This is a genomic window from Gilliamella sp. CG16 (assembly GCF_046635785.1).
GTDB lineage: Bacteria > Pseudomonadota > Gammaproteobacteria > Enterobacterales > Orbaceae > Gilliamella > Gilliamella apicola_I.
Window position 1 is genome coordinate 110,706 of the sequence record NZ_JBIDFL010000001.1, and the last position, 26,601, is coordinate 137,306.

The 26,601-nt window shown below is 37.2% G+C and carries 19 protein-coding genes, 1 tRNA gene and 1 pseudogene; 3 read left to right on the forward strand and 18 right to left on the reverse strand.

Translation table 11 applies throughout. From position 1 onward, the window contains the following. Positions 1-62: 62 nt before the first annotated feature. Both truA and ACGH47_RS00470 read right to left on the reverse strand, forming a co-directional pair. Positions 63-854: a tRNA pseudouridine(38-40) synthase TruA gene (gene truA / locus ACGH47_RS00465; RefSeq protein ID WP_411622352.1), complete on the reverse strand. Its 792-nt coding sequence runs from the start codon at positions 852-854 to the stop codon at positions 63-65. Beyond that, entirely contained in the window at positions 841-1,860 is a 1,020-nt protein-coding gene (locus ACGH47_RS00470; RefSeq protein WP_267350513.1) for an aspartate-semialdehyde dehydrogenase, read from the reverse strand. The genes truA and ACGH47_RS00470 overlap by 14 nt, the downstream gene beginning before the upstream one ends. Positions 1,861-2,037: 177 nt before the next feature. Between ACGH47_RS00470 and ACGH47_RS00475 the strand changes: the two genes are divergently transcribed. After that, positions 2,038-3,087 (forward strand): LacI family DNA-binding transcriptional regulator, encoded by a 1,050-nt coding sequence (locus ACGH47_RS00475; protein ID WP_411622354.1) that lies wholly within the window; start codon positions 2,038-2,040, stop codon positions 3,085-3,087. 71 nt (positions 3,088-3,158) lie between these two features. Here the strand turns inward: ACGH47_RS00475 and truB are convergent, their stop codons facing one another. The 11 genes from truB to ACGH47_RS00530 all read right to left on the reverse strand — a co-directional run bounded on the left by truB (position 3,159) and on the right by ACGH47_RS00530 (position 16,335). Then, the gene (gene truB, locus ACGH47_RS00480; protein WP_411589985.1) at positions 3,159-4,073 is read right to left on the reverse strand and encodes a tRNA pseudouridine(55) synthase TruB; all 915 of its coding nucleotides are present in this window, start codon (positions 4,071-4,073) and stop codon (positions 3,159-3,161) included. Positions 4,074-4,139: 66 nt separating this feature from the next. Continuing rightward, entirely contained in the window at positions 4,140-4,517 is a 378-nt protein-coding gene (gene rbfA / locus ACGH47_RS00485; protein WP_065559531.1) for a 30S ribosome-binding factor RbfA, read from the reverse strand. Between the two features lie 69 nt (positions 4,518-4,586). Further along, positions 4,587-7,253 (reverse strand): translation initiation factor IF-2, encoded by a 2,667-nt coding sequence (gene infB / locus ACGH47_RS00490; RefSeq protein ID WP_411589987.1) that lies wholly within the window; start codon positions 7,251-7,253, stop codon positions 4,587-4,589. A 17-nt stretch (positions 7,254-7,270) separates the two neighbouring features. Further along, positions 7,271-8,746, reverse strand: coding sequence for a transcription termination factor NusA (nusA, locus tag ACGH47_RS00495; protein WP_065559533.1), 1,476 nt, complete (start codon positions 8,744-8,746; stop codon positions 7,271-7,273). Positions 8,747-8,762: 16 nt separating this feature from the next. After that, positions 8,763-9,224 carry a ribosome maturation factor RimP gene (gene rimP / locus ACGH47_RS00500; RefSeq protein ID WP_065559534.1) on the reverse strand — a complete coding sequence of 154 codons (462 nt, stop codon included), beginning with the start codon at positions 9,222-9,224 and terminating at the stop codon, positions 8,763-8,765. Positions 9,225-9,413: 189 nt separating this feature from the next. Further along, positions 9,414-9,490 (reverse strand) — tRNA-Met (locus ACGH47_RS00505). A gap of 236 nt (positions 9,491-9,726) precedes the next feature. Then, on the reverse strand, positions 9,727-10,533 hold the full coding sequence (gene trpA / locus ACGH47_RS00510; RefSeq protein ID WP_411622355.1) for a tryptophan synthase subunit alpha: 807 nt from the start codon (positions 10,531-10,533) through the stop codon (positions 9,727-9,729). Beyond that, complete coding sequence (gene trpB / locus ACGH47_RS00515; protein ID WP_411622356.1) at positions 10,530-11,723, reverse strand: tryptophan synthase subunit beta; 1,194 nt, start codon at positions 11,721-11,723, stop codon at positions 10,530-10,532. Before trpB ends, trpA begins: the two co-directional genes overlap by 4 nt. Before the next feature lie 22 nt (positions 11,724-11,745). Next, positions 11,746-13,128 (reverse strand): bifunctional indole-3-glycerol-phosphate synthase TrpC/phosphoribosylanthranilate isomerase TrpF, encoded by a 1,383-nt coding sequence (trpCF, locus tag ACGH47_RS00520; RefSeq protein WP_411589992.1) that lies wholly within the window; start codon positions 13,126-13,128, stop codon positions 11,746-11,748. A 13-nt stretch (positions 13,129-13,141) separates the two neighbouring features. Next, entirely contained in the window at positions 13,142-14,773 is a 1,632-nt protein-coding gene (gene trpD, locus ACGH47_RS00525; protein WP_411622358.1) for a bifunctional anthranilate synthase glutamate amidotransferase component TrpG/anthranilate phosphoribosyltransferase TrpD, read from the reverse strand. Continuing rightward, positions 14,773-16,335: an anthranilate synthase component 1 gene (locus ACGH47_RS00530; protein WP_267379266.1), complete on the reverse strand. Its 1,563-nt coding sequence runs from the start codon at positions 16,333-16,335 to the stop codon at positions 14,773-14,775. Before ACGH47_RS00530 ends, trpD begins: the two co-directional genes overlap by 1 nt. 361 nt (positions 16,336-16,696) lie before the next feature. On the opposite strand from ACGH47_RS00530, the gene ACGH47_RS00535 reads away from it, so the two are divergent. Both ACGH47_RS00535 and ACGH47_RS00540 read left to right on the forward strand, forming a co-directional pair. Continuing rightward, a complete protein-coding gene (locus tag ACGH47_RS00535) occupies positions 16,697-17,614 on the forward strand; it encodes an SPFH domain-containing protein (protein WP_411622360.1) in 918 nt (305 codons plus the stop codon). A 95-nt stretch (positions 17,615-17,709) separates the two neighbouring features. Then, positions 17,710-18,171: an NfeD family protein gene (locus tag ACGH47_RS00540; protein WP_267350526.1), complete on the forward strand. Its 462-nt coding sequence runs from the start codon at positions 17,710-17,712 to the stop codon at positions 18,169-18,171. 508 nt (positions 18,172-18,679) lie between these two features. Here ACGH47_RS00540 and ACGH47_RS00545 read toward each other — a convergent pair. The 5 genes and pseudogenes from ACGH47_RS00545 to ACGH47_RS00565 all read right to left on the reverse strand — a co-directional run bounded on the left by ACGH47_RS00545 (position 18,680) and on the right by ACGH47_RS00565 (position 26,580). Further along, positions 18,680-20,830, reverse strand: a complete 2,151-nt coding sequence (locus tag ACGH47_RS00545; RefSeq protein ID WP_411589998.1) for a carbon starvation CstA family protein — start codon at positions 20,828-20,830, stop codon at positions 18,680-18,682. Positions 20,831-21,122: 292 nt separating this feature from the next. Further along, positions 21,123-21,842: a two-component system response regulator BtsR gene (gene btsR / locus ACGH47_RS00550; RefSeq protein ID WP_411622361.1), complete on the reverse strand. Its 720-nt coding sequence runs from the start codon at positions 21,840-21,842 to the stop codon at positions 21,123-21,125. After that, the gene (locus tag ACGH47_RS00555) at positions 21,842-23,536 is read right to left on the reverse strand and encodes a sensor histidine kinase (RefSeq protein WP_267361046.1); all 1,695 of its coding nucleotides are present in this window, start codon (positions 23,534-23,536) and stop codon (positions 21,842-21,844) included. The genes btsR and ACGH47_RS00555 overlap by 1 nt, the downstream gene beginning before the upstream one ends. 54 nt (positions 23,537-23,590) lie before the next feature. Then, positions 23,591-25,866: pseudogene (bglX, locus tag ACGH47_RS00560) on the reverse strand (beta-glucosidase BglX). 222 nt (positions 25,867-26,088) lie between these two features. Next, positions 26,089-26,580 (reverse strand): YajQ family cyclic di-GMP-binding protein, encoded by a 492-nt coding sequence (locus ACGH47_RS00565; protein ID WP_267350533.1) that lies wholly within the window; start codon positions 26,578-26,580, stop codon positions 26,089-26,091. Positions 26,581-26,601: the final 21 nt, after the last annotated feature.

A 26,601-nucleotide genomic window follows, 5' to 3' on the forward strand; every position in this document is an offset into this window, starting at 1 on the left:
TTCATCAGTATTCATTAGATTCATCTTTTTTAATTTAATTCATATTTAAGCTTATCATTTAGCTAGCTCAAAAATAAGGGGCCTAATGCAAGATTAGGTATTTGATATTCTAGTGGATAATCCACCTGAACTAAATACAAACCTTCCGGTTTTGCTGTTGCTGCCGCCCGTGTTCTATCTTTAGCTTTCAATAAATCATCAATCCATTGCGGCTTTTGATTTTCAGCGCCAACTTCTAGCAAACTGCCGACGATATTCCTTACCATATGATGTACGAATGCATTCGCTTTTATATCCACAATCACATAGTCACCCTGTCTGGTTACACTAATTTGATGAATGTTTCGCCAAGGCGTTAACGACTGACATTGTGCGGCTCTAAATGATGAAAAGTCGTTTTCTCCTAACAGATATTGTGCAGCTTCATGCATGAGCTTTTCATTAAGGGGTAAATAGTAATGCGTAATCCCTTTTGATAAAATTGCTGGACGGTAACGGTGATTATAAATCACATAACGATAACGTCGAGCAGTTGCGCTGAATCTTGCATGAAAACTTTCCGCAACAGGTTGAGACCACCGCACCGCAATATTTGATGGTAAGTGGGAATTGACCCCCATTGTCCAAGCACTGTGAGATCGTTGTGCTTTTGTTTCAAAGTGAATAACTTGTCCTGTTGCATGGACCCCCGCATCCGTTCGACCTGCACAAAAAACCGTAATAGGCTCATCGGCGATAACCGATAAAGCAGACTCTAATCTTTCTTGGACTGAATCAACGGATTGTTGGCGTTGCCAACCAAAATATCCACTGCCATCATATTCAATACCCAGTGCAATTTTAGAGGTAGTCATTAATCAGCATCTCAAGCGTCTGGATGAGCATTATTCCACCTAAATAGCGAATATTATCAGCAACTGACCAAAATTGGATTTGTTCATAATGACCAAAACTATGCCTTAAATTGGATAATTTAATCGTCAAATTAGATTCTGATTCGGCATTAACTTCAGTAACAGGAGTTGAAAGCGTATCCCCTTGTAATTCAACACCATATTCGCTAAAACGTGCCATATCTAATTCAATCGGTAAACTGCTAGAAACATTTACCGCTTGAGCAAGTCCATAAAATACCGGAACAATAACAGATTCAATCGATATTGGCAGTTGATAATTATTGATAACTTTACGAATCTGATTTATCAGTGATTTTTCACCGTATGATGAATTATCAGATTCATGTGAAATAGGCAACAGATTGAAAGCAAGCTGTTTGTCGAATAAGTCATTATCAACAGGCATTCCATTTAATAATCGAGCACTTTGACCAGCCAGTTCTTCAACGCCTGGTTTGCCATACATTGAAGAGGGAATGAAACTTGTTACATGCAAATTAGTGAGTAACTCGATATCCGTTAAAGGTGCAACACAGCGAAGTAATTGAGAAACGGGGGCACTGGCTACCGCAATAATGTTTTCGTTACGGTATTCAGCTAAAACATGATTGTTCACTTGTGGCACAATCAGTGGAATATGATCTTGATCAGCAAAATAGCCACTTGCATCAATCACAATGCATCCTGCTTGTGCTGCTTGTTGAGCATATTTTTCACTGGTTTTCGCACCCGCGACAAAAAAAGCAAAATGGCATTGACTAAAGTCCATTTGAGCACTATCAATAACCGTTAAATTTTTACCTGCAAATCGAATAATCTCGCCAGCACTGTTATCACTGCCGACTAGGTAGAGATTATCAATTTCAATACTATGATTTTTTTGAGTATACTCTTGCAGTAACTCAATGAGCGCAGAACCTACTTGTCCTGTCGCACCAACAATGGCAATATTCCATGCTGACATATATAAACCCAATCAATAAAATTTATCAAAGATTATAACATTATATTTGTGAGGATAGCTGAAAAAAAAGAGCTATTAATTTTGGAAGCAAGATCGACAAATTCATTTTTTATCCGTTACACATTATAAAATTATGATTAAAGTGATGCACCATGTTACACGTTAAAATCCTATTTTATGAATAAAGTTACTTTAGCTGTGATTGCCCAAAAGGCAAATTTATCAATTGCGTCCGTGTCAAGAGTATTAAACACGCCCAATTTAACTTCTGCATTAACACAATCACGTGTTTATAAAGCAATTGAGGAGTTGGGGATTGATACACCCTTTAATACTAAACCCTATCATGTAGAGTGTGAAACGCAAAAAATTTTAATTATTGATAATCAATTATTCTCGCAAAGCTTAATCAATATTGGTTTAGAAAGTGGTTTAAAAGAAGCGGGATACCAATTTTTTTATTTACGCTTCGCCTATTCCAGCCCAAATGATATTCATCATTTAATTCGATATGCAACCCAAAACATTTTTGATGGTATCATGATCATTAATGATGCTCCCTATTTAGATATCCTCAAAAACTACAAATCCACCTTACCACCTATTATTTTAGTTAACCATTTTTCGCTTGATTTTAACTGCGTTTATTTCGATCACTTAACCATAGCCTATAATATTACTCAATATTTAGTGCATCAAATACATAAAAAAATTGCAGTTATCATCAATGACAGTCATAAAATGAGTTCAACTCTTTTTTTACAAGGTTATCAGCAAGCCCTTCTGAGGTCTAACATTAAGTTCGATCCTAATTACCTAATTCATCATTGCTTTAGTTATGAGCAAGGGCGATCGGCTATCAAAAAATTAATTGAAAGTAACAAACCACCCACTGCGATTATTTGCTCGGATAATATTCATTTAAATTATTTGGATGAACAATATTATGATCAAAAAAATTCTCAACACCCTTTTGCTGCGGTACTGGGAATATTGCATCAAGTGAATCAAAGCAAGGATCAGCTAACGACCCCTTTCGCTATTACTTATATTAATCATTCAAAAGATCGTCAATATAATGAATTAGACCAGCTTAGCCGAATTTATAAACCTTTATCTAAAATGGGAAGAAAATCAGCCCGTTTACTTTGTGACATACTCAAACAAAAAACTGCATCAACATTGCAATACCACCTTGTCGAAACAGAATCCCTATTTATTAACTAGTCTATAATTAAACATCGTCGCTATTATTAATAGTAGCAGAACGTTTATTTCTGTTGGATTCTGTTTTATGACTATGATGATATCAATCGTTTTGGTGAGAGTTTATTTTTTATCTGAACGCCCGCCCCGATAAATGTTTGATCTTGATAAATCCTGACTAACGTTTCTTGAGGTGAAGTTATCTCATCGTTAATGACCGTATCTATTTCTATCGTTCGACCTAATAAAATATGCTTACCTTGTTGTTCAGTGAGTGTGACCTTTGGGTACGCATTCATTGGGCTATCTACTGGCATTAACAAAGTATCTTTATCAGCTAAATTGTGTAGTGCATCTAAAGTTACCATTTGTTGAATGGGATAATTAGAAACTTGCAGACGTCTTAAATAAATGACATGTGCACCACAACCTAGTAATTCTCCTAAATCATCAATAATCGTTCGAATATACGTTCCCTTAGAGCAATGTATTTCTAAAGTTAATTCATGAGTATTGGCATCAAATTGGATAAATTGATTTTCGTAAACGGTAATGGGTCTTGCTTCTCGTTCAATGACAATGCCTTGCCGAGCATATTCATAAAGTGGTTTACCTTGGTGCTTTAATGCCGAAAACATGGTTGGCACTTGTAAAATATCCCCACGAAAATGCGTTAACGCTTCATCAATTTGTGATTGAGTAATATTGACAGGTTTAGAACAGATGATTTGACCGTCTGCATCTGACGTATCTGTTCGTTCACCTAGTTTAGCAATAACTTGATATCGTTTATCAGAATCTAACAAATATTGAGAAAATTTGGTCGCTTCACCAAAACAGATGGGTAACATGCCTGTCGCTAAAGGGTCGAGCGCACCTGTATGCCCTGCTTTTTTAGCGTTAAAGAGTCTTTTGACTTTTTGCAAAGCATCATTCGAGGTCATGCCTTGCGGCTTGTCTAATAACAAAACGCCGTGAAGTTCACGGCGAATTTTTTTAATATTCATTGTTAATTTCTTTATCTTAAAAAATAAAACCACTAGATTTAGTTTAAAATCATGGCATTTTTTATGTTAATCTTTATGACGTTCGTTATCCTGTTTGATAACATCAGAGACTAAACTAGACATTTGCATACCTTTAACCAATGATTCATCATAAAAGAATTTGATTTCAGGAATAATACGTAAACGCATTGCTTTGCCTATTAAAGTTCGAATATATCCTTTCGCATCATTGAGTACGGTTAGACCTTGTTCAATAACTTGCGGATCATCATCATTTAAAAAAGTTACAAATACTTTCGCGTAGGAAAGGTCGCGTGAGATATCAACACCCGAAACAGTAACCATGCCTAGACGTGGATCTTTGATTTCGCGTTGTAGTATGATTGCAATCTCTTTTTGCAATTCATGTCCAACACGAGAAGAGCGATTAAATGCTTTTGCCATATCTATTTTCCTTAAAATATGAATAAGCAAGGCATAAACCTTGCTTATAACATGGTAATGTCATCGTTATTAAATTGTACGCTTGATTTCGATAGTTTCAAAGACTTCGATTGAATCCCCAACACGAACATCATTATAGTTACGTACACCAATACCACATTCCATTCCGTTACGAACTTCATTAACGTCATCTTTAAAGCGACGAAGTGATTCAAGTTCGCCTTCATAAATAACCACGTTATCACGTAAAACACGGATTGGATTATGACGTTTAACCACACCTTCAGTAACCATACAACCAGCGATTGCACCAAATTTAGGTGATTTAAACACATCACGGACTTCGGCAAGACCAATAATTTCTTGTTTGTACTCTGGAGCTAGCATACCACTCATGGCTTGTTTCACTTCATCAATCAGATCATAAATAACTGAATAGTAGCGAAGGTCTAAATTTTCTGTTTCAATCACTTTACGAGCTGAAGCATCGGCACGTACGTTAAAGCCTAAAATTATGGCATTAGAAGCCGCAGCAAGCGATGCGTCCGTTTCGGTAATTCCACCAACACCCGAACCAATAATTTTAACTTTAACTTCATCGGTTGAGAGTTTAAGTAGTGAGTCAGAAATCGCTTCAACCGAACCTTGAACGTCGGCTTTTAGCACGATATTAAGTTCAGATACATCACCTTCAGTCATGTTAGTAAACATGTTTTCGAGTTTCGCTTTTTGTTGTCGAGCAAGTTTAACGTCACGGAATTTTCCTTGACGATATAATGCCACTTCACGTGCTTTCTTTTCATCACGTACAACTGTTGCTTCATCACCAGCAGAAGGTACGCCCGATAGACCTAAAATCTCAACAGGAATTGATGGACCTGCTTCAGTCACTTCTTTACCTAATTCGTTGCGCATTGCACGAATACGACCATATTCAAACCCACATAGAACGATATCGCCTTTACGTAATGTTCCTGATTGAACAAGTACTGTAGCAACAGAACCACGACCTTTATCAAGGAATGATTCAATAACCACACCACTAGCCATACCGGTTTCGTAAGCTGTGAGTTCAAGCACTTCCGCTTGTAACAAAATGGCTTCAAGCAGTTGATCTATACCTGTTCCTGCTTTAGCTGATACATGAACAAATTGTGTGTCTCCACCCCAATCTTCTGACATGACACCATATTGTGCAAGTTCACCTTTTACACGTTCTGGATCGGCTTCGGGTTTATCGATTTTGTTTACGGCAACAACCATAGGTACATTTGCAGCTTTAGCATGTTGGATTGCTTCGATAGTTTGAGGCATGACGCCATCATCAGCTGCCACGACAAGAACAACAATATCAGTTGCTCTTGCACCACGAGCACGCATTGAAGTAAATGCCGCATGTCCCGGTGTATCTAAGAAAGTGATCTCACCATTTGCTGTTTTAACATGATAAGCACCGATATGCTGAGTAATACCACCTGCTTCGCCTGAGGCAACTTTTGCTTTACGAATATAGTCAAGCAATGAAGTTTTACCATGGTCTACATGTCCCATAATGGTCACAACCGGAGCCCGTGACACTTTTTCCGCACCCGTATCACGATCACTCATTAAAGATTCTTCTAGTTCGTTTTCACGACGAAGAACGACTTTGTGTCCCATTTCTTCAGCAACTAGCTGAGCTGTTTCCTGATCGATAACCTGATTAATGGTTGCCATTGCTCCCATTTTCATCATCGTTTTGATAACTTCTGAACCTTTTACTGCCATTTTGTTAGCGAGTTCAGCAACGGTAATCGTTTCACCAATAACTACATCTCGGTTAACCGCTTGTACAGGTTTATTAAAACTTTGTTGTAAGGTACTTTTACCTTTCTTTTTATTATTACCACGAGTAACAGCACGTGCTTCTTCACGTTCTGCTTTACCTTCAGATAATTTGCTGCCTTTTTTCTGTTTGGTCTGTTTTGCATTACGACCTCGACCACGTGCGCTTTCAACTTCACGGTCGGTATCGTCTTCTGCTGCGCGTGCAAATTTAGACGTAGTAACATGATAATCTTCTTCATCACCATTGTTGTCATTGTCATTATCATCAGCATCACTATATTGTTCTGCTAATTTTCGCGCTTCTTCAGCCATGCGTTTAGCTTCGGCTTCTAGTTTGCGACGATTTTCTTCTTCAGCTTTACGTTTAATTTCGTTAGCTTCGGCTTCAAGACGCGCTTTTTCTTCTTGTGCTTTTTTTACCTTAGGTGTCACTGGTTGTTCTGCTGCTTTTTCAGCTTCTTTCGCTTTTGCTTCTTGTGCACGTTTTTCAGCTTCGGCCTCTTCACGTTTTTTGGCTTCTTGAGCAGCTAATTGTGCTTGCGCTTCAGCTTCTTTACGTGCTTTTAATTCAGCTTCCTGTTTGGCTTTGCGTTCAGCTTCAAGTCGTGCTTTTTCAAGTTCAGCAGGATCTTGCTTAACAATTGTACGTTTTTTGCGTACTTCTATTTTAATTTCTTTGCTTTTGCCACCGCCACTCGATACATTCAAGGTAGAATGTGTTTTACGTTGTAACGTTAATTTTGTTGGGCCTTGCTGAGGATTTAGATGCGCAAGCAAAGCTTCTTTTTCCTTTTGTGTAACAGTATCTGTTGCAGTTTTTTTAATACCTGCATCAGCAAACTGTTGCAAAAGTGTTTGCACTGGAGTATTTATCTCTTGAGCCAGTGTTTCGATTGATACTTTGGTCATGTATTACTATCCCTCAATTATTCATTTGCAAACCAACAAATATTACGAGCAGCCATAATAAAGTCGCCAGCTTGATTACTTGTTAAACCTTCAATCCCGACTAGATCATCTGTACCTTGTTCAGCTAAGTCTTCCAAGGTGATTACATCATGTTGGGCTAATTGATAGGCTAATTCTTGTGTCATACCTGGCAAATCTAATAAATCTTGCGCAGGTCGTTTATCACCACTATTCGCTAATGCTATTGTGGTTAATGCATCTTTAGCTCGGTTTCTTAATGCTTCAACGAGTTCTTCATCAAGTTCTTCAATTTCAAGCAATTCATCAACAGGAACGTAAGCAAGTTCTTCCAGTGAAGTAAATCCTTCTTCTACTAAAAGTTTTGCTAACTCTTCATCAATGTCCAGATGTTTAATCAGATTATTAATTGCTGCAAATGATTCTGCATGATGCTTTTCTTGCAAATCTTCGGTACTCATGACATTTAATGTCCAGCCGGTCAGCTGCGAAGCTAAACGAATATTTTGACCGTTACGACCAATTGCCTGTGGTAAAGTGTCGGCATTGACAGCAACATCCATTGTATGTTTATCTTCATCAACAACAATAGAAACTACATCGGCAGGCGCCATAGCATTAATTACAAATTGTGCCGGATTATCATCCCATAAAACGATATCAATACGCTCACCACCAAATTCATTGGATACAGCCTGAACACGCGCACCACGCATCCCAACACAAGCACCAACAGGATCGATACGACGATCATTACTGCTTACTGCGATTTTAGCGCGTGAGCCTGGATCACGAGCAACACCTTTAATATCAATCATTTCTTCACCAATTTCTGGTACTTCAATGCGGAATAACTCTTCCATCATTTGTGGATTTGAACGACTGATACAAAGTTGTGCCGGTTTATTATCTTGTTCAACTAAATATAAGATCCCGCGAACCCTATCGCCTATACGAAAGTTTTCTCGTGGTAACATATCATGGCGGGACATCATCGCATCAGCATTATTTCCTAAGTCAAGGATAACGCTATCACGATTAGTCTTTTTAACAATACCTGTTACGATATCGCCGATTCGATTTCTAAACATGTCGATAACCATCGCACGTTCAGCTTCACGAACTTTTTGCACAATCACTTGTTTGGCTGTTTGCGTAGTAATACGGTCGAAGGCAACCGATTCTATCTGCTCTTGAACGTAATCACCAATTTTTACTGAAGGATCTTCGTATTGCGCAGCTTCTAAAGTCATTTCTTTCGTCGGTTGAGTAACTTCGTTCACAACAAGCCAACGACGGAATGTGTCATAATCACCCGTTTTGTGATCAATCTTAACGACAACATCAATATCAACTGTATGTTTCTTTTTGGTTGCCGTCGCTAATGCGGTTTCTAACGCCTCAAAAATTTTATCTCGCGTAAGTGCTTTTTCATTTGATACCGCTTCAACAACAGCTAAAATTTCTTTATTCATCCTTTACACCCGTACTCTATTTAAGGTTAAAATTAGGTACAATGTTTGCTTTTTGTATATTACTAAAAGCAAATACCTCATCATTATTATCAACTGTTAATGTAATCATCTCATTATCAATGGATTTAATATGTCCTTTCCATTTACGACGATTAGCAACAGGGATACGTAAACTCATCGTAATTTCTTCACCAATAAAACGTTTATAATGCTCAAGCGTGAATAATGGTCTGTCCATACCTGGTGATGAGACTTCAAGATTGTAGGCATCTTTGATAGGATCTTCGACATCAAGTACCGCACTAATTTGTCGGCTAACATCAGCACAATCATCAACAGAAATACCCTCTTCACTATCAATATAAACTCGTAACACTGGGTAACGGCCACGGATATATTCAATACCGACTAATTCAAAACCAAGCGCATTAACAGGCTCTTGAATGATATCGGTCAATTGTTGCTCTATATTAGCCAAACAAACCTCCACTGCAGAAAATAAAAAAGGGCATGAAGCCCAACATTCCTTAAAAACTTACGCTTAAATCGAAACGTAAAAAAACCTCGACATGCGAGGCTTACATTTAAAACTAACTATAATGAAGCCACTTGTTTCGAACTTTCATGCAATAATAACAGGATAAATGGTTATGGATGAAAAGTTAAGTGGTTGCGGGGGCTGGATTTGAACCAACGACCTTCGGGTTATGAGCCCGACGAGCTACCAAGCTGCTCCACCCCGCGATAGATGGTTGATGAGTATACTATATTTTGAAAAAAATGCAACTGAAAATCACGCTTTTTTAACAGTTTTACTTGAAGTTATTGAAATATTTCAGATAGTCATTTTGTCTTATTTTTTTAATTACTCACATTAAATTACATTATAATATTTTCTAATGAAATCATAAGGATTTCCGCTGATTTTTCAGCGGAAAAACGTGTTTTTGTGATTAATATTAAATAACGATTTTTGGAGGCTATTTTATAGTTGCATTTTTCATTTTATTGACAAAAATGGCTAATTCATGCAACATTTTTTGAGGGTTATCCAAATGTTGCTCAATAATTTTGACTGTCGCAGAACCAGCAATTGCTCCCGCTGCTCCCGATTTAATTGCTTCACTTACTTGGTTAGGATCAGATATACCAAATCCTTGAATAGCAGGAGGTGCATTAAATTCAATGAGTTTTTTCAATAAATGGGTAAGGGGTTTATTGGCACGATTTTCAGTTCCTGTAACACCAGCGCGAGACACCAAATAAGTATACCCTTTACCATATTTAGCAATATTTTTAATCACTTCATCATCGGCATTAGGTGGACAAATAAATATAGGGGCAATACCATTTTTTTCAGCTGAGCCTATAAACTCTTGCGCATACTCAACAGGTAAATCTGCAATCAATACAGAATCTATCCCTGCTTTAGCGCACTTGGCATAGAAGTTATCAATACCATTTTTAAATACTAAGTTAGCATAGATGAGTAATCCAATAGGGATATTGGCATTATGATTTCTGATGTTGGCTAAAATATCGAAGCATTTATCTACGGTGATACCACCTTGAAATGCCCGAATATTGGCGTTTTGAATGGTGGGACCATCCGCCATGGGATCCGAAAATGGAATGCCTAGTTCCAATGCATCAGCACCCGCATCAATTAATGTTTGAATTATTTGTAATGAGAGCTTTGGATTGGGATCACCAACGGGAACAAAAGGAACAAATGCACCTCGTTTTTCTTGCTTTAACTTATCAAATAGTTTTTGATAGCGGCTCATTCAACTTCTCCTTTTGCTTTTAAAATATCATAAACAGTAAAGATATCTTTATCCCCACGACCAGATAAATTGACAATTAATAACTGTTCTTTGTTTGGATTTTCTTTGATCATCTTAATAGCGTACGCTAAGGCATGCGATGACTCTAATGCGGGGATTATGCCTTCGCTACGTGATAGAGCTTTAAAGGCCGCTAATGCTTCGTCATCAGTAATCGATACATAATCAGCCCGTCCAATACTGTCTAAATATGCATGTTGAGGTCCTACCGACGGAAAATCCAAACCCGCAGATATCGAATAAGATTCTTCAATTTGTCCTTCATCGGTTTGCATCATTGGCGATTTCATCCCAAAATAAATGCCTAGTTTACCATGTTTTAATGATGCGCCATGCTCGCCACTATCAATACCATGACCTCCCGGTTCAACACCAATTAATCTGACCGATTTATCTTCAATAAAATTGGCAAACATTCCAATAGCGTTTGACCCCCCTCCAACACAAGCAATGACAGCATCAGGCAAGCGACCTTCTTTTTCTAAAATTTGCTGTTTTGCTTCACGGCTGATCATTTGTTGAAACTCTCGGACAATGGTCGGAAACGGATGCGGTCCGGCAGCTGTGCCTAACATATAATGTGCTTTTTCATAACTACCTGACCAGTCTCGTAATGCTTCGTTACAAGCATCTTTCAATGTTGCAGAACCTGTTTCAACAGGAATGACTGTTGCGCCCATTAAACGCATTCTAAAAACATTGGGTGCTTGGCGCTTAACATCTTTTGCCCCCATATAAATGCGGCATTTTAGACCTAATAGTGCGCACGCTAAAGCCGACGCAACGCCATGTTGCCCTGCACCGGTTTCGGCGATTATTTCCGTTTTTCCCATTCTTTTGGCTAGTAAAGCTTGCCCTAATACTTGATTTGTTTTGTGTGCCCCACCATGCACAAGATCTTCTCGTTTTAAATAGAGTTTGGTTTTCGTACCCGCCGTTAAATTTTTACATAATGTGAGTGCTGTAGGTCGACCTGCATAGTTAACTAACAAATCGTTAAACTCTTTTTGGAAGCTGGGATCGTTGATCGCAGAGATAAAAGCATCCTCAAGTTGTTCAAGTACAGGCATCAATATTTGAGGGACATATTGCCCGCCAAATTCACCAAAATAAGGATTTAATTTAGACATAACCATTCCTTTTTAAAATTAATTAAATTTGTTCAAATACGGCTTTAATTTTCTGTTTATCTTTAATTCCAGCAGACATTTCCACACCGGAATTAATATCAACGCCAATAACTTTAGTGGCTAATGCAGATTTGACATTTTGTGAATTTATACCACCCGCTAAAATCACATTATTTAAATCCAGTCCATTTAGTAATGACCAATCAAAACGTTGTCCTGTTCCCCCTGCTCCATGATCAAAGATATAGCGACTAATTAGCGGATGATGATGTTCTGGGATGACATCGCTAATACTTAGCGCTTTCCAGATTTGACAGGATTGAGGCAGCTGTTGACGTAAGGTTTGTAAATACTCTTCGTTTTCATCGCCATGTAATTGAACGGCATAAAGTGATAATTGTTTGGCAATTTGACTTACTTGCTCGATGTCTTCATTTTTAAACACACCAACCCAATTAAGTGGAGCCACTGACATAAGCGAACGCGCTTTAATGGGTGAAATATAGCGTGGTGATTGGGGGACAAAAATTAATCCACCATAAACAGCGCCAGCTTGATAAGCCGCAACAGCATCTTCTGTTCGCGTCAAACCACATACTTTATTTTCACCTAGCATAACTTTTCGAATCGCTATCGCTAAGTTAGATTCCGACATTAATGCACTGCCAATTAAAAAACCATTAGCAAATTGACTGAGTTCTTTCACCTGATTATGGGTGTATATACCTGATTCACTGATAATGATGCGATCCGTCGGAATTGTTTTAGACAAATTCTTGACCCGATTTAAATCGACACTTAAATCACGTAAATTACGATTATTTATACCGATGACTTTAGCACCAAGTTCAATGGCTCGTTCGACTTCTTTTTCAGTACTCGCTTCAGTTAGTACACCCATATTAAGTTGATGAGCAATCTGACTTAAATGACGATATTCATCATCGGTAACAACAGATAGCATTAATAAAATAGCATCTGCTTGATAATAACGCGCTAAATAGATTTGGTATTCGTCAATAATAAAATCTTTACATAGAACGGGTTGTGTCACTTCGTTGCGAACAATTGGCAAAAATTCAAAACGACCTTGAAAGTATTTTTCATCAGTCAGTACAGAAATAGCCGAAGCATAATCTTTATAGACTTTAGCAATACTCGCTGGATCAAAATCGTTACGAATTAAGCCTTTTGAAGGCGACGCTTTTTTACACTCTAAAATAAACACCGTTTTAGGCTGATTTAAGGCTTGATAAAAATCACGATCACTTGGTTTAATTTCTGATTGAAATGTGTCTAGTGGTTTTTGTTTTTTTTGTTCGATTAGCCATTGCTTTTTATCATCAATGATCTGTTTTAAAACAGTCGCCATTTCAACATTTTCGGTTAATGTATTTACAACCATGTTACTCTCCATTTTACCTTGCTGCTAATTGTTGTAACAGCGTATAGGCTTTGCCACTATGCATCATATCAATTGCTTGCTGCGCATTTTGTTTTAAATCTGACTGACCAAACAGGCTCATTAACATGGCGACATTAGCAGCAATGGCTGCTTCATGCGCCGGTTTACCATGCCCTTGTAAAATGGCAATTAACATATCACGATTCATTTCTGGTGTGCCGCCTTCAATGTCTTTTAAGGTATACTGTTTTAGCCCAAAATCTTGTGGCATCAAAGTAAAATAGCGAATTTCGCCATTTCGAACTTCAGCCACTTGGGTTTCACCATGAATAGCAACTTCATCCATTCCAGAGCCATGAACGACATAAGCATGAGTATAACCGAGCATTTTTAGCGTTTCAGCAATTGGTTTGATTAAATCGGGATGATAAACTCCTAATAAAATACGTTTTGGTCTGGACGGATTTATCAACGGCCCAAGCACATTGAAAATAGTCCTTGTTTTTAATTGCTGACGTACGGGCGCAGCATGACGAAAGCCTGAATGATATTGTTGAGCAAATAAAAAACAGACCCCCAATTCATCTAATGCTTTACGAGATGCTTCCGCAGGCATATTTAACTTTATCCCTAAAGCGGATAATACATCGGACGATCCCGATTTACTTGATACACCACGATTACCATGCTTAGCCACTTTATAGCCTAATGCTGCTGCAACAAAAGCGCTTGCTGTGGAGATATTAATACTATTGGTGCCATCGCCACCGGTTCCCACAATATCGGTAAAGTCATAATCGGGAATATCAAAACTATCCGCATTTTCCAGCAAGGCTTGAGCAGCGCCAGCAATTTCATCAGGTTTTTCACCCCTTACTTTCATGCTAATCACCGCAGTTGCTAAAACGGTTGGTTCAATTTTGCCTTGAATAATAAGATTAAATAAAATTTTACTCTCATTTTGGGTTAATGTTTGTCCTAAATACAATTTATTAATAATAGGTTGAATGTTGTATTCTTGTTTATCAATAATGGCCTCAGGTTTCGATTGTGACTCTGATTGTGGTGGATTGAGTGCCCACTCAATCGTTTGTTCTAACAATTTTACACCTTGAATCGTTAAAATTGATTCGGGGTGAAATTGAAAGCCATAAACCCGATCATGATCATTGCGCACCGCCATTACAATATTATTACAAAGTGCATTAATGGTGAGTGTATTTGGAATATTTTCGCCTTTTAATGAATGGTATCGAGCAACAGGTAGTGGGTTGGATAACCCTTTAAACATAGCTTGTTCATCGTGTTCAATAAGCGATGCTTTACCATGTAAGATATCACCTGCTGGTACAATACTTCCCCCATAGGACTCGACAATTGCTTGATGACCAAGACAGATACCAATTATTGGCAATTTTCCTTTCAGACGCTTAAGTAGTTCTGGCATGCATCCTGCTTCGCTTGGCGTACCGGGACCTGGTGATAGCATTAAAATAGGATTTTGCATTTGAGATAATTTTTCAATAATGACGTCGGCTGGAATCGTATTACGATAAACAGTGACACAATGTTTGCTATTACGCAGTTGATCGACTAAGTTATAAGTAAAGGAATCAACATTATCAATAAATAAAATATTAGCCATTAAAATACACCTTCTACATGATGTGCTGCCATAATCGCACGAACAACGGCACGAGCTTTATTACGTGACTCATCAGACTCAAATTGTGGTTCTGAATCTAACACTACCCCCCCACCTGCTTGAACGGTTGCAATTCCTGCTTCCACGTAGGCACTACGAATGACTATGCAAGTATCCAAATCGCCATTGGCGGTAAAATATCCAACCGCTCCACCGTAACTACCTCGTTTAATTTTTTCCGATTCAGCAATTAATTGCATGGCTCGAACTTTCGGCGCTCCCGTTAACGTTCCCATATTCATTGTTGCTTGATAAGCATGTAAGGCATCCAAATCATGTCTTAATTGTCCCACCACTCTTGATACCAAATGCATAACAAAAGAGTAACGATCAACTTTTAATAATTCTTTAGTATAGCGAGTACCGGGTTGACATATACGCGCTAAATCATTACGGGCTAAGTCAACTAACATTAAATGTTCTGCTAACTCTTTCTTATCGGTACGCATATCAAGTTCTAATCGACTGTCTAAATCATAATCAATTTCACCATTCGCCGTTAATCCTCGAGGGCGAGTACCAGCAATCGGGTAGATTTCAACTTGATTTGTCGCTTTAGTATATTTAAGCGCGCTTTCAGGTGATGCCCCAAACAAGACAAAATCACGATCTTGCATATAAAACATATATGGACTTGGATTGTTATTTTTTAGCACTTGATAAGCCGATAATGGGGCTGGACAAGGTAACGTAAAACGTCTGGAAGGCACTGCCTGAAAAATTTCGCCTTGTTGGATAGCATCTTGCATTTTTTTTACAACCGTGTTGAAATCGTCATCACTTTTATTACACGTAACATCAATGCTTGCCAGTGATTGAGTTTGAATTGGTTTCATCGGCTTGCTTAATCTCACATCTAATTCAGCTAAACGATGAGTTAAGCGAGATATTTCAATCTGATCTGACGTAAAAGCGGTAGCCTTCAAAATTGATACATGATCTTGATGATTAATTTCTAATAGAGTTTCCGCTAAATAGAAACAAAAATCTTGGCAACGTTGTTCTGTTGGTAAAATAGGTAAGTTTTCAAATCCTGCCACCAAGTCATAACAAAATAACCCACCAACAAATATGACATCCGAGCTACTTTGTTCAGGGATATTTACTATTTTAAGTAAAGTTCTTAACGCATCGAAAATCGATAGCGACTTTAAACGAGAATCCTCATCTTGCAGGCTATCAATCGTTGGAAAACTCAAGGTTAATTTTTGGGAATGATCGAATATTTTAATGACCTTTTCGTCAAAAGCATGGTGCAATAAAGGTAACAACTTTTCACCATTAGTGGTCAAGGCTTCAAAAGTCACTTGCGTGTTTATTGCCGAGATACGTAATGCACTATCAACAATCATGACACTTTTAATACCTTGCTTATTATCAATTTCAGCCGATTCGAGCAATAACGTTGCAGGACGATTTTCACATAATTGGTTAAATACTAACGTCGGATCTTGATGATAACAAATAGTTTTAGTTAGCTGGGTTAAAGTTGGCTTATTCATTGTCGACTCACTATTATCAAATTTTTATTTAATTTTTTTATCATTAATTCAAAACTAAAAAACCCGCTTTAAGCGGGTTTATGAAAAAAACAGATAATCACATCACCCGAAATAGCTAATGTGCCACCGACCAAAGCCTATGAATGAATAAATAACTAGGTATAAGTACTGTAATGTCATCATCATTATCTGTTTAATATATTTTGTACTATTAAACTAGTTCATTAGTGTGTTGTCAACAATTAAATTTAAGTAAAGTATCGATAACCGTTTTAATATAAATAAGTTAATAATAACTAGTCAAATTAGAAATTTATCATTAAAATAGCCCCGAATTCTAATTACTAAGGAAATGTTGTCTATGCCTACTTTTTACATCGTTATTGGCGTTATCGTTATACTTGCTTTAATTACTGTATTAAAAGCCATTACTATTGTTCCGCAAGGTTTTCAATATACTATAGAGCGCTTTGGTAAATATACCCATACTCTTGAACCCGGATTAAATATCATTATTCCATTTATGGATGGTGTGGGACGAAAAATTAATATGATGGAACAAGTGCTTGATATTCCATCACAAGAAGTAATTTCAAAAGATAATGCGAATGTGCAAATTGATGCGGTTTGTTTTATCCAAGTACAAGATGCAGCAAGAGCCGCTTATCAAGTTAATCAATTAGAGCGTGCTGTGATTAACTTAATGATGACCAATATACGTACTGTACTGGGTAGTATGGAACTTGATGAAATGTTATCACAACGTGATCATATTAACTCAAAATTATTGGGTATTGTCGATGATGCAACTAGCCCTTGGGGTATTAAAATTACCCGTATTGAAATTCGTGACGTTCGTCCACCTGCTGAATTAATTGCAGCTATGAATGCTCAAATGAAAGCAGAACGTAATAAGCGTGCTGAAATTCTTGAAGCAGAAGGTATTCGCCAAGCAGCAATTTTACGTTCAGAAGGTGAAAAACAATCTGAAATTCTTAAAGCTGAGGGTGAAAAACAAGCCGCATTCTTACAAGCTGAAGCGCGTGAACGTGCTGCTGAAGCCGAAGCAAAAGCAACTCAAATGGTTTCTGAAGCTATTGCCGCCGGTAATATCAATGCAATTAATTATTTTGTTGCGCAAAAATATACCGAAGCACTTCAAGAAATTGGTTCTGCTAAAAATAGCAAAGTGATAATGATGCCGTTGGATGCTTCAAATCTAATGGGTAGTATTGGCGGTATTGCAGAATTAATTAAAGAATCAAAAACTAATTCATAATAATTTTTCGATAATTATGCCTCTAATTTAGCGAATTTATACAGTGCTAAAGCAGAGGCATTATTTTAATTTTTATAAAATGAAAGGTAAAAATAATGGCTGATTTTTTTACAGTTATTTATAACTCTCCTCAATGGATTTTCATTGCCTTAGGCGTTATTTTTCTGATTGCCGAATTATTGGGTATAGGTGGATATGCACTTTGGTGTGGAATTTCAGCCATTTGTGTGGGAATAATAGCTTGGGTAATTCCATTATCTTGGCCAACTTTATGGTTCTTATTTTCAATTTTTACGGTCGTTTCTGTTTATCTCTGGTATGTCTGGCTTAAAAGCAAAGGAAAACATCGTTCAAGTAAAAACCAAATTAATCAACCTCAACAAGACTTAATTGGTATTAAAACCGTTGTCACTGATGCAATTATTAATGGTACTGGTCGAGTTAAAATTAAAGATGGCACATGGTCAGCTAGATGTAATCAAGATTTACCAGTAGGTCAATCCGTTATTGTTACTTCTGTCGATGGAATAATTTTAAGTGTTGAACCTATCATTTAAAATGTTTTCATATCATATTTGAAAAACAAATATCAGAAAAATAACATTGAGAAGATGATTGAAATTTGTAAAGAAAATAAGATTTATATATGGAAAGATGATACCCAAAATGCACCAAAATTTATGCATTCTTTATTGTGTAACAAAGCAGTATCATTGATTCGATACTATTAATCTTAACATTCATTTATCCTATTAGCCAATAATCATTATTGGCTAATTTTTTTAGTTAATAAACCGCAAATATTTGTCATAACAGTGACGATAAATTGTTCACCTTCCTTTGACTTATCCATGCGATATGCTATCACACTGGTAATGACATATAGAGAGTTATGCCGACAACGCTAAATTTCTTAATTTAACAAGTTTTATTTAGAATATTGTAAGCATTTTTTCATTGCAAAAATAGAAAAGCCCAACAATGTCTCATTGTTGAGCTTTAACTAAAATAATTGGAGTTTACTATCGAGAGGTAATATCACTATGACATCTCGCTCCAGACCACTTAATGTGACATAGAAGTTTTAACACCACCTTCTGGTATAGGAACATAAGCGGTTTCTTTATCTGTTCTTTGTTTATTGTTGCGAACTTTAAGCGCGGTTTTAATACCAAAGAAAATAATCGTATATACCACAAGTAAGAATAAAATACTTAATCCTGCATTGGTATAATTATTGATAATAATATGATGCATATTATCAATTTGTTGAGCAGTTAACTCTTTACTACCTTCAGCAATTTGACGTTTATATTCATTAGCTAAATAGAAGAAGCCTTCTAATTGCGGATTATCACTGAATAATTTTAGACCTAATGCCCATGTTGTACAGATTAACAACCAAATTGCCGGAATGATCGTGACCCAAATGTATTGCGCACGTTTCATTTTAATCAATACGACTGTTGCTAAAATCAGCGCGACAGCAGCTAACATTTGATTAGATATACCGAATAGTGGCCATAAACTCTTCACACCACCTAATGGGTCAACAACGCCTTGATAGAGGAGATATCCCCATAATCCTACACACCCCAGCGTACCAATAAAGCCGGCGATAAGTGAGTCTGTTTTTTTCAAGAACGGTACAAAATTACCTAATAAATCTTGTAACATAAATCGACCTGAACGTGTTCCTGCATCAAGCGCCGTTAAAATAAATAGGGCTTCAAACAAAATACCGAAATGATACCAAAAGCCCATATTCGCTCCTGGTAATATTTGGTTGAATACATAAGCAATCCCTACCGCTAGCGTTGGTGCACCACCTGCACGATTCAAGACGGACGGTTCACCTATGTCTTTGGCGGTTTGTAGGATTTGTTCAGGAGAGATCACAAAGCCCCATGAACTCACTGTCGCAGCTGCATGAACGGTGACATCTTTTAATTGCGCCATTATCATTGGTGCATCATCAGTCCCCAATTTATGCAAATCAGGCATTGTAATCCCTAATCCTGCTGGCGGAGTATTCATCGCAAAATAGAGACCAGGCTCAATAATTGAAGCTGCTACTAACGCCATTATGGCGACAAATGACTCCATTAACATTGCACCATATCCGATAAAGCGTGCGTCTTTTTCGTTAGCTAATAATTTAGGCGTGGTACCAGAAGAAATAAGCGCATGGAATCCAGAAACCGCACCACAAGCTATCGTAATAAATAAGAATGGAAATAATGATCCCTTCCAAACAGGGCCCGTCCCATCAACATATTGTGTTACATCTGGCATTTTTAAATCAGGATTTAATATGACTATTCCTATTGCTAAACCAACAATGACGCCAATTTTCAGAAACGTCGCTAAATAATCACGTGGTGCCAATATTAACCATACAGGTAACATCGCAGAGATAAAGGCATAACCGACTAGCACATAAGTGATCGTTGTGTCTTTAAATGTTAACGCTGGTCCCCAGTAAGGATCGTGAGCAATAACGCCCCCAAACCAAATGGATAATATAAGTAAAACGATACCAATGACTGAGATTTCAAGAACTCGACCGGGTCTTAAAAATCGCATATAGATACCCATAAACAGCGCAATGGGTACGGTTGAACACACCGTGAAAACACCCCAAGGACTTTCTGCTAATGCTTTCACAACAATTAACGCTAAAACCGCTAAAATGATAAGCATAATCAAAAAGCAACCAAATAAGGCGATAGCACCTGGAATTGGCCCCATCTCGCTTTTAATCATTTCACCCAGTGAAGAACCATTACGGCGAGATGAAAGGAAAAGCACCATAAAATCTTGTACGGCGCCAGCAAAAACAACACCAGCAAGTAGCCAAAGTGTACCGGGCAAATAACCAACTTGTGCAGCAAGAACGGGACCAACTAGTGGACCTGCACCAGCTATAGCAGCAAAATGGTGACCAAATAAAACATATTTATTGGTTGGAACATAATTTAGTCCGTCGTTATTAATGACAGCAGGCGTTGCTCGAGTAGGATCTAATCGCATAACCTTATTAGCGATATAAAGGCTATAATATCGATAAGCAACTAAATATACAGATACAGCAGCAGCAACAATCCATAATGCACTGATGTGTTCACCTCGCCGTAATGCAACAACTGCTAGACAGCATGCACCAACAAAAGCAAGAATGACCCAAGGAATATGCTTTAATATTTTATTATTCATAATGATTCTCTTTTTGGGTTTTAAGATTATAAAAACGATACTTAACACCATTAAAATGCTACTTGGCTTGGTGTTTGGATAAATAAAAAACAATTTTTTTACTATCTTCCACTATTCCTTACCTATTTTATGGTTTTGAGTATACCTTTGTGACTTATATATCAAGCTTATAGTAAATTTTTGTTGATAAGAATGGTATCGCTATTTAAGCCATAGGTTGAATGGCAACAATGAGTGGTTAAAATCAGTCAATGAGCGGTTTAATAAAATTTACATAAATCGATAATTGAAATCATAATCCTAACATTTCTTTGAGTGATTTTAGATATCGACGACTAACAGGGACTGAAATATCGTTATTTAAAATAATACTTACGCCCGTTGATTCATTAAAGCGAATCTCTTTAAGTTTTTTTAAATTAACTAAGTATTGTCTGTGACATCGAATAAGAGGGGTTTTATCTTCTAATGTCTTTAAAGTTAACTCAGTAAAATATTCATCATTGTTTTGATTAAATACATAGATACCACTTATTTTGGAAGCGATATAAAATACATCATCTAAATTTAATAAATAGATACGGTTATGACCAACACAAGGGATATAATCTAAATTTTGATTAACCATATCTAAATGCTTTACATTATTAGGTAATTGATATTGATGTAAACGGCATAGTGTTTTATTGAGACGGTCTTGTTCTACCGGTTTAAGTAAATAATCAAAGGCTTGTTCTTCAAAAGCTTTAACGGCAAATTCACTGTATGCAGTTAAAAAGACAATGCTAGGCATCGTCTGGGGATCAAGCATCGATAACATTTCAAACCCATTTATTTTGGGCATATGTATATCTAAAAATACCACGTCAGGTTGTAGGCGGTGTATTTTACTGATTGCTTCCATTGCATTATGACACTCAGCAATAATAGCAACATCGGGATCTTTTTCGAGCAAACAACGTAAATTTTCACGTGCAGGGAGTTCATCATCCACAATAATAACATTTAACATTAACTAATTACATCCTCTTGCAATGGTAGTGATAATATCACTTTCGTATATTCGTCAGGTTGACAGAAAATCGCTAAACCATATCTTTCACCATAACGAATATGAATTCTTTTATCGACTAAATTTAGTCCTAATCCTTTCATATCTTTTTTATTTTCTCGATAATTACCCGCATTATCGATGACTTCTAAATACAATGTTAAATCTTTTGTATAAGCATTTATACTCACTTTTCCTTCACCAATCAATTGGGAAGTACCATGTTTTATGGCATTTTCAACGATTGGTTGCAATGAAAATGCAGGAAGACGAGCATTTTCTAAATCTGCTGGAATATGAATATCAAGCGTGAGTTGATCCATAAAACGCATTTTTTCAATTTGTAAATAAGCATTAACATGCTCTATTTCATCTTTGAGCGTAACTATTTCGTCCGTTCTTTTTAGATTTTTTCGAAAAAATGTCGATAGATTTTGCACCAGCTCAGATGCTTGCACTTTATCACGCCGAATAACCGCGACTAGCGTATTTAAGGCATTAAATAAGAAATGTGGATTAACTTGAGCGTGTAATAACTTAATTTCGGTTTTAGACAATAATTGTTTGTAATGCTCATTTTGACCCGCTAGGATTTGTGCCGATAATAAACTGGCTATCCCTTCCCCTAATGTTCGATTGATTGAACTAAATAAAGTATTTTTTGCCTCATATAATTTAATCGTACCAACGACAGTATTATTTTCACCTCGCAGTGGAATTACCAGCGTTGATCCAAGACGGCAATTTTTATTAATTGAACATTGATACGGTAAATGTGCGCCATCCAGATATTGTACTTCATTTTTTTCAATAGCTTCTAAAGTACTATTTGACGTGATCAGTGTACCCGGTAAATGGTGATCATCTCCAATTCCAATAAAAGCCAAGATTTTTTCTCTGTCAGTAATGGAAACCGCACCAATATCCAACTCTTGATAAATAATTTCTGCCACTTTTGTACTATTTTCTTGATTGAAACCATCACGTAACAGCCCCTCAGTGCTCACTGCAATTTGTAATGCTTTTGCCGAAAAAGCCGAGGTATAGCGTTCGAAAATAGCTCGTCGATCCAATAAAATTCGCATAAACATCGCTGAACCAATACTATTGGCGATAATCATGGGCGCTGCAATACTTTTTACCGCATGTAAAACAGTATCAAAAGGGCGTGAGATTAATAATACTAAAATCATTTCAAGCGATTCGACCAATAAACCCAGCACGCCGACTAACAAAGGATTATAGATAAGATCAACCCGACCTTTTTTCATTAACGCGTAATGCAATAATCCACTGATTAGCCCAATTAATATAGTCGATAACATACAACTTTCAGCCGTTATTCCCCCCAATGTATAGCGGTGAATCCCCCCTGTCACACCGACTAAAAAACCAACCATAGGACCACCAAGAAGACCACCTAAGATCGCCCCGATAGCACGGGTATTTGCAATAGTATCTTCAATGTGAAGTCCAAAATAGCTCCCCATAATACAAAACAGTGAGAAGATAAAATAGCAAACTAATTTATGCGGTAAATGCACTGTGACTTGCATGAGCGGAATAACAATTGGGGTTTTACTTAGTAAATAGGCAATAACCAAATAAACACACATCTGTTGTAAAAGTTGTAAAATTAGATCGAATTCAAGCATAATTTAAATCTATTAAGCCTATCCCACTAACGAAGGTTAATGGGATAAAAAAGTTTAGTTATTCAATAAAGTAAAAGTTTGTTTGTTTTGTGTAGTTGAATCCGAGCCAATAAACACATTAAATTTACCTGGCTCTGCCACATATTGCATTTTGTCATTCCAAAATTTTAACATTTCAGGCTTAATAATAAAGTGCACTTCTCCTTTTTCATGTGCTTTCAATGTAATGCTCTCAAAGCCTTTTAGTTCTTTAACGGGTCTACTTACCGAAGCAGTCACATCTTGTAAGTAAAGTTGAACGGTTTGAGTACCTTCCCTGTTTCCTGTATTTTCAACTATTGCTGTCACAATAATTTGACCATTTTGTTGCATTTCTGTCGCTGAAAGAGAAAAAGTGATGTTGAAATCAGTATAACTTAGTCCATAGCCAAAAGAGAACAAAGGTTCATTAGGACTGTCCAAATAAGATGTCGTGTATTTCCCCATATTCTCCGTTCCGTGTGGGCGACCTGTGTTTAAATGGCTGTAATAGACAGGTATCTGTCCAACATTACGTGGAAATGACATAGGTAATTTTCCAGACGGATTATAATCGCCAAACAATACATCAGCAATGGCATTACCGCCTTCTGTACCTAAAAACCATGTTTCAAGCATCGCATCGGCTTGTTGAAATTCATCGACTAATGTTAACGGGCGACCATTCATTAAAGCAATAACAAGGGGTTTACCGGTTGCTTTAAGTGCTCGAAGTAATCTTTTTTGACTTTCAGGAAGGGAAATATCTGTTCGACTTGACGACTCATGTGCCATTCCTTGCGCTTCACCAACGAAAGCGACAACAACATCTGCATTTTTCGCTAATTCGACCGCTTCACTAATCATCTTTTCAACAGGTCTGTCATCAAATTTTGCCGTAACTTCGTAAAGATTTAAGAATTTAAATAGTGCGGGATCATCCGAAAGATTAGCACCCAATGCATAACTGACATTTTTGGGGTTGTTTATTGCGTGATTAATGCCTTCCAAGGGAGTCACGGCTAAATTAGCTCGACCTGCACCCGACCAACTCCCTAATATATCGCGTTTGGAGTCTGCTAGTGGACCAATAACCGCAATTTTTTGATCTTTAGATAAAGGTAAAACCTTATTATCATTTTTTAATAACACAATACTGCGTCGTGCCACTTCTCTGGCTTCTTTTCGATGTAATCGATTATCAGCAAACATCGTTTCAATGTCTAAGTTTGGATCTAAATTACGATGAGGGTGACGAAACAATCCCATATCATATTTAAGCGACAACACGTGTCGACATGCATTGTTAATATCATCTTCACTCAATGCCCCTTCTTTGACCAGTTGGGGGATAAATTGAAGGAAATATTCATCATTCATACTAACATCAATACCGGCTTTAATTGCAATGCGAACAGCATCTTTGGCATCACTGGCAACACCATGATTAATTAGTTCCCGAATTGCACCATGATCGCTAATGACTACGCCATTAAAATGCCATTGATGACGTAGCACATCGGTCAAAAGCCAATGATTTGCGGTAGCCGGAACACCATTTACCGTAACCAACGATACCATAATAGCTTGACTTCCTGCATCTATTGCCGCTTTGTAGGGAACCAGATATTCTTGAAACATTTTTCGTTCACTCATATCGGTACTATTGTATTCTCGCCACCTTCAACCGCACCATAAAGCGCAAAGTGTTTAACGGTTGTCACCAACGAATTTTTTTCCGCCAAAGACGGCTTTTGCATTTGTTCAACAAAAATCCGCCCAGCTTCTGAAGTAAGATAAGGATCTTCACCAAAACCTTCAGAAACTCTACCCCATCGTGGGTCTCGGGTAATATCAACCATGGGAGCCCAAGTAATATTAAGTCCATCAGAAGTAGCTTCATCAGCGGAAACTTGTGCGACAAGAGCCATTGCTTGGCGATCCCAAGTAGAGGCAATACCTAAATTGATTGGAAACACAGTGCGATGACCATGCACAATGTCAAATCCTAATAATAACGGGATCTTGTTAGGTGAATTTAAAGCACGATCTTGCATTCGTGACAAGTCAGGCTCGACAACAGTATTAAATATCCCCCCAATTTCGCCAGCTTCAATTTGATCTAAGACTTTATCGAGTGTGAGTTCTCCGCCCACACTGATTAAACGCAATTGTCCAACCTTCTGTTCAATGGTCATTTTTGATAATAGTGCATCAATAAAGGCTTTTTTATCCTCGCTATGTTCATTTTGCGCAAGAATAGAAGAAGAGAAGAGACACATGAATAACAATAAGATTAATTTTTTCATCATTAGGTTCGCTGTCACTGTCGTTGTGAGGATTAAAATAAGAATAGAATAGCTGAATCGCTAAAAAAAATCTCAATCTTTACTAAATTTGTGAAAATCAACTTTATGATAGTATGGTGAAATTTTTTAGTAATAATAAGAAAAAATGAGGATTATGCTAAAATGAAGACCGGATATTCAATAAGCAAACTTGCCGACAACATTATCGGCAAATTTAAGCGTTGTTTAGTCTCGAAAATTGGTAAATTGAAAAGGTTGTCCTAATTCACCATTCTTGACTAAAGCCATTGTCGCTTGTAAATCATCACGAGACTTACCAGTTACACGAACTTGATCACCTTGAACTTGAGCTTGAACTTTAATTTTACTATCTTTAATTAATTTCACTATTTTTTTAGCTAACTCTTTATCAATACCTTGCTTCAGTTTGACAGTGATACTGTAAAGTTTACCGCTATGCTCCAATTCTTCAGGAATGTCTAAAGCACCGCCATCAATACCACGTTTAGCCAATTTATCTCGTAAGATATCAAGAAGTTGCTGAACTTGAAACTCAGATTGACTGGTGGCTTTAATTGTCTCGTTTTTTTCGTTCAATTCAAACGAAGCTTCAACATTTTTAAAATCCCAGCGCGTGGTCAATTCACGTGACGCGTTCTCGACGCCATTTTTCACTTCTGGCATTTGGATTTCTGATACGATATCGAAAGAAGGCATAAACTCTCCTCTTCAAAAGAT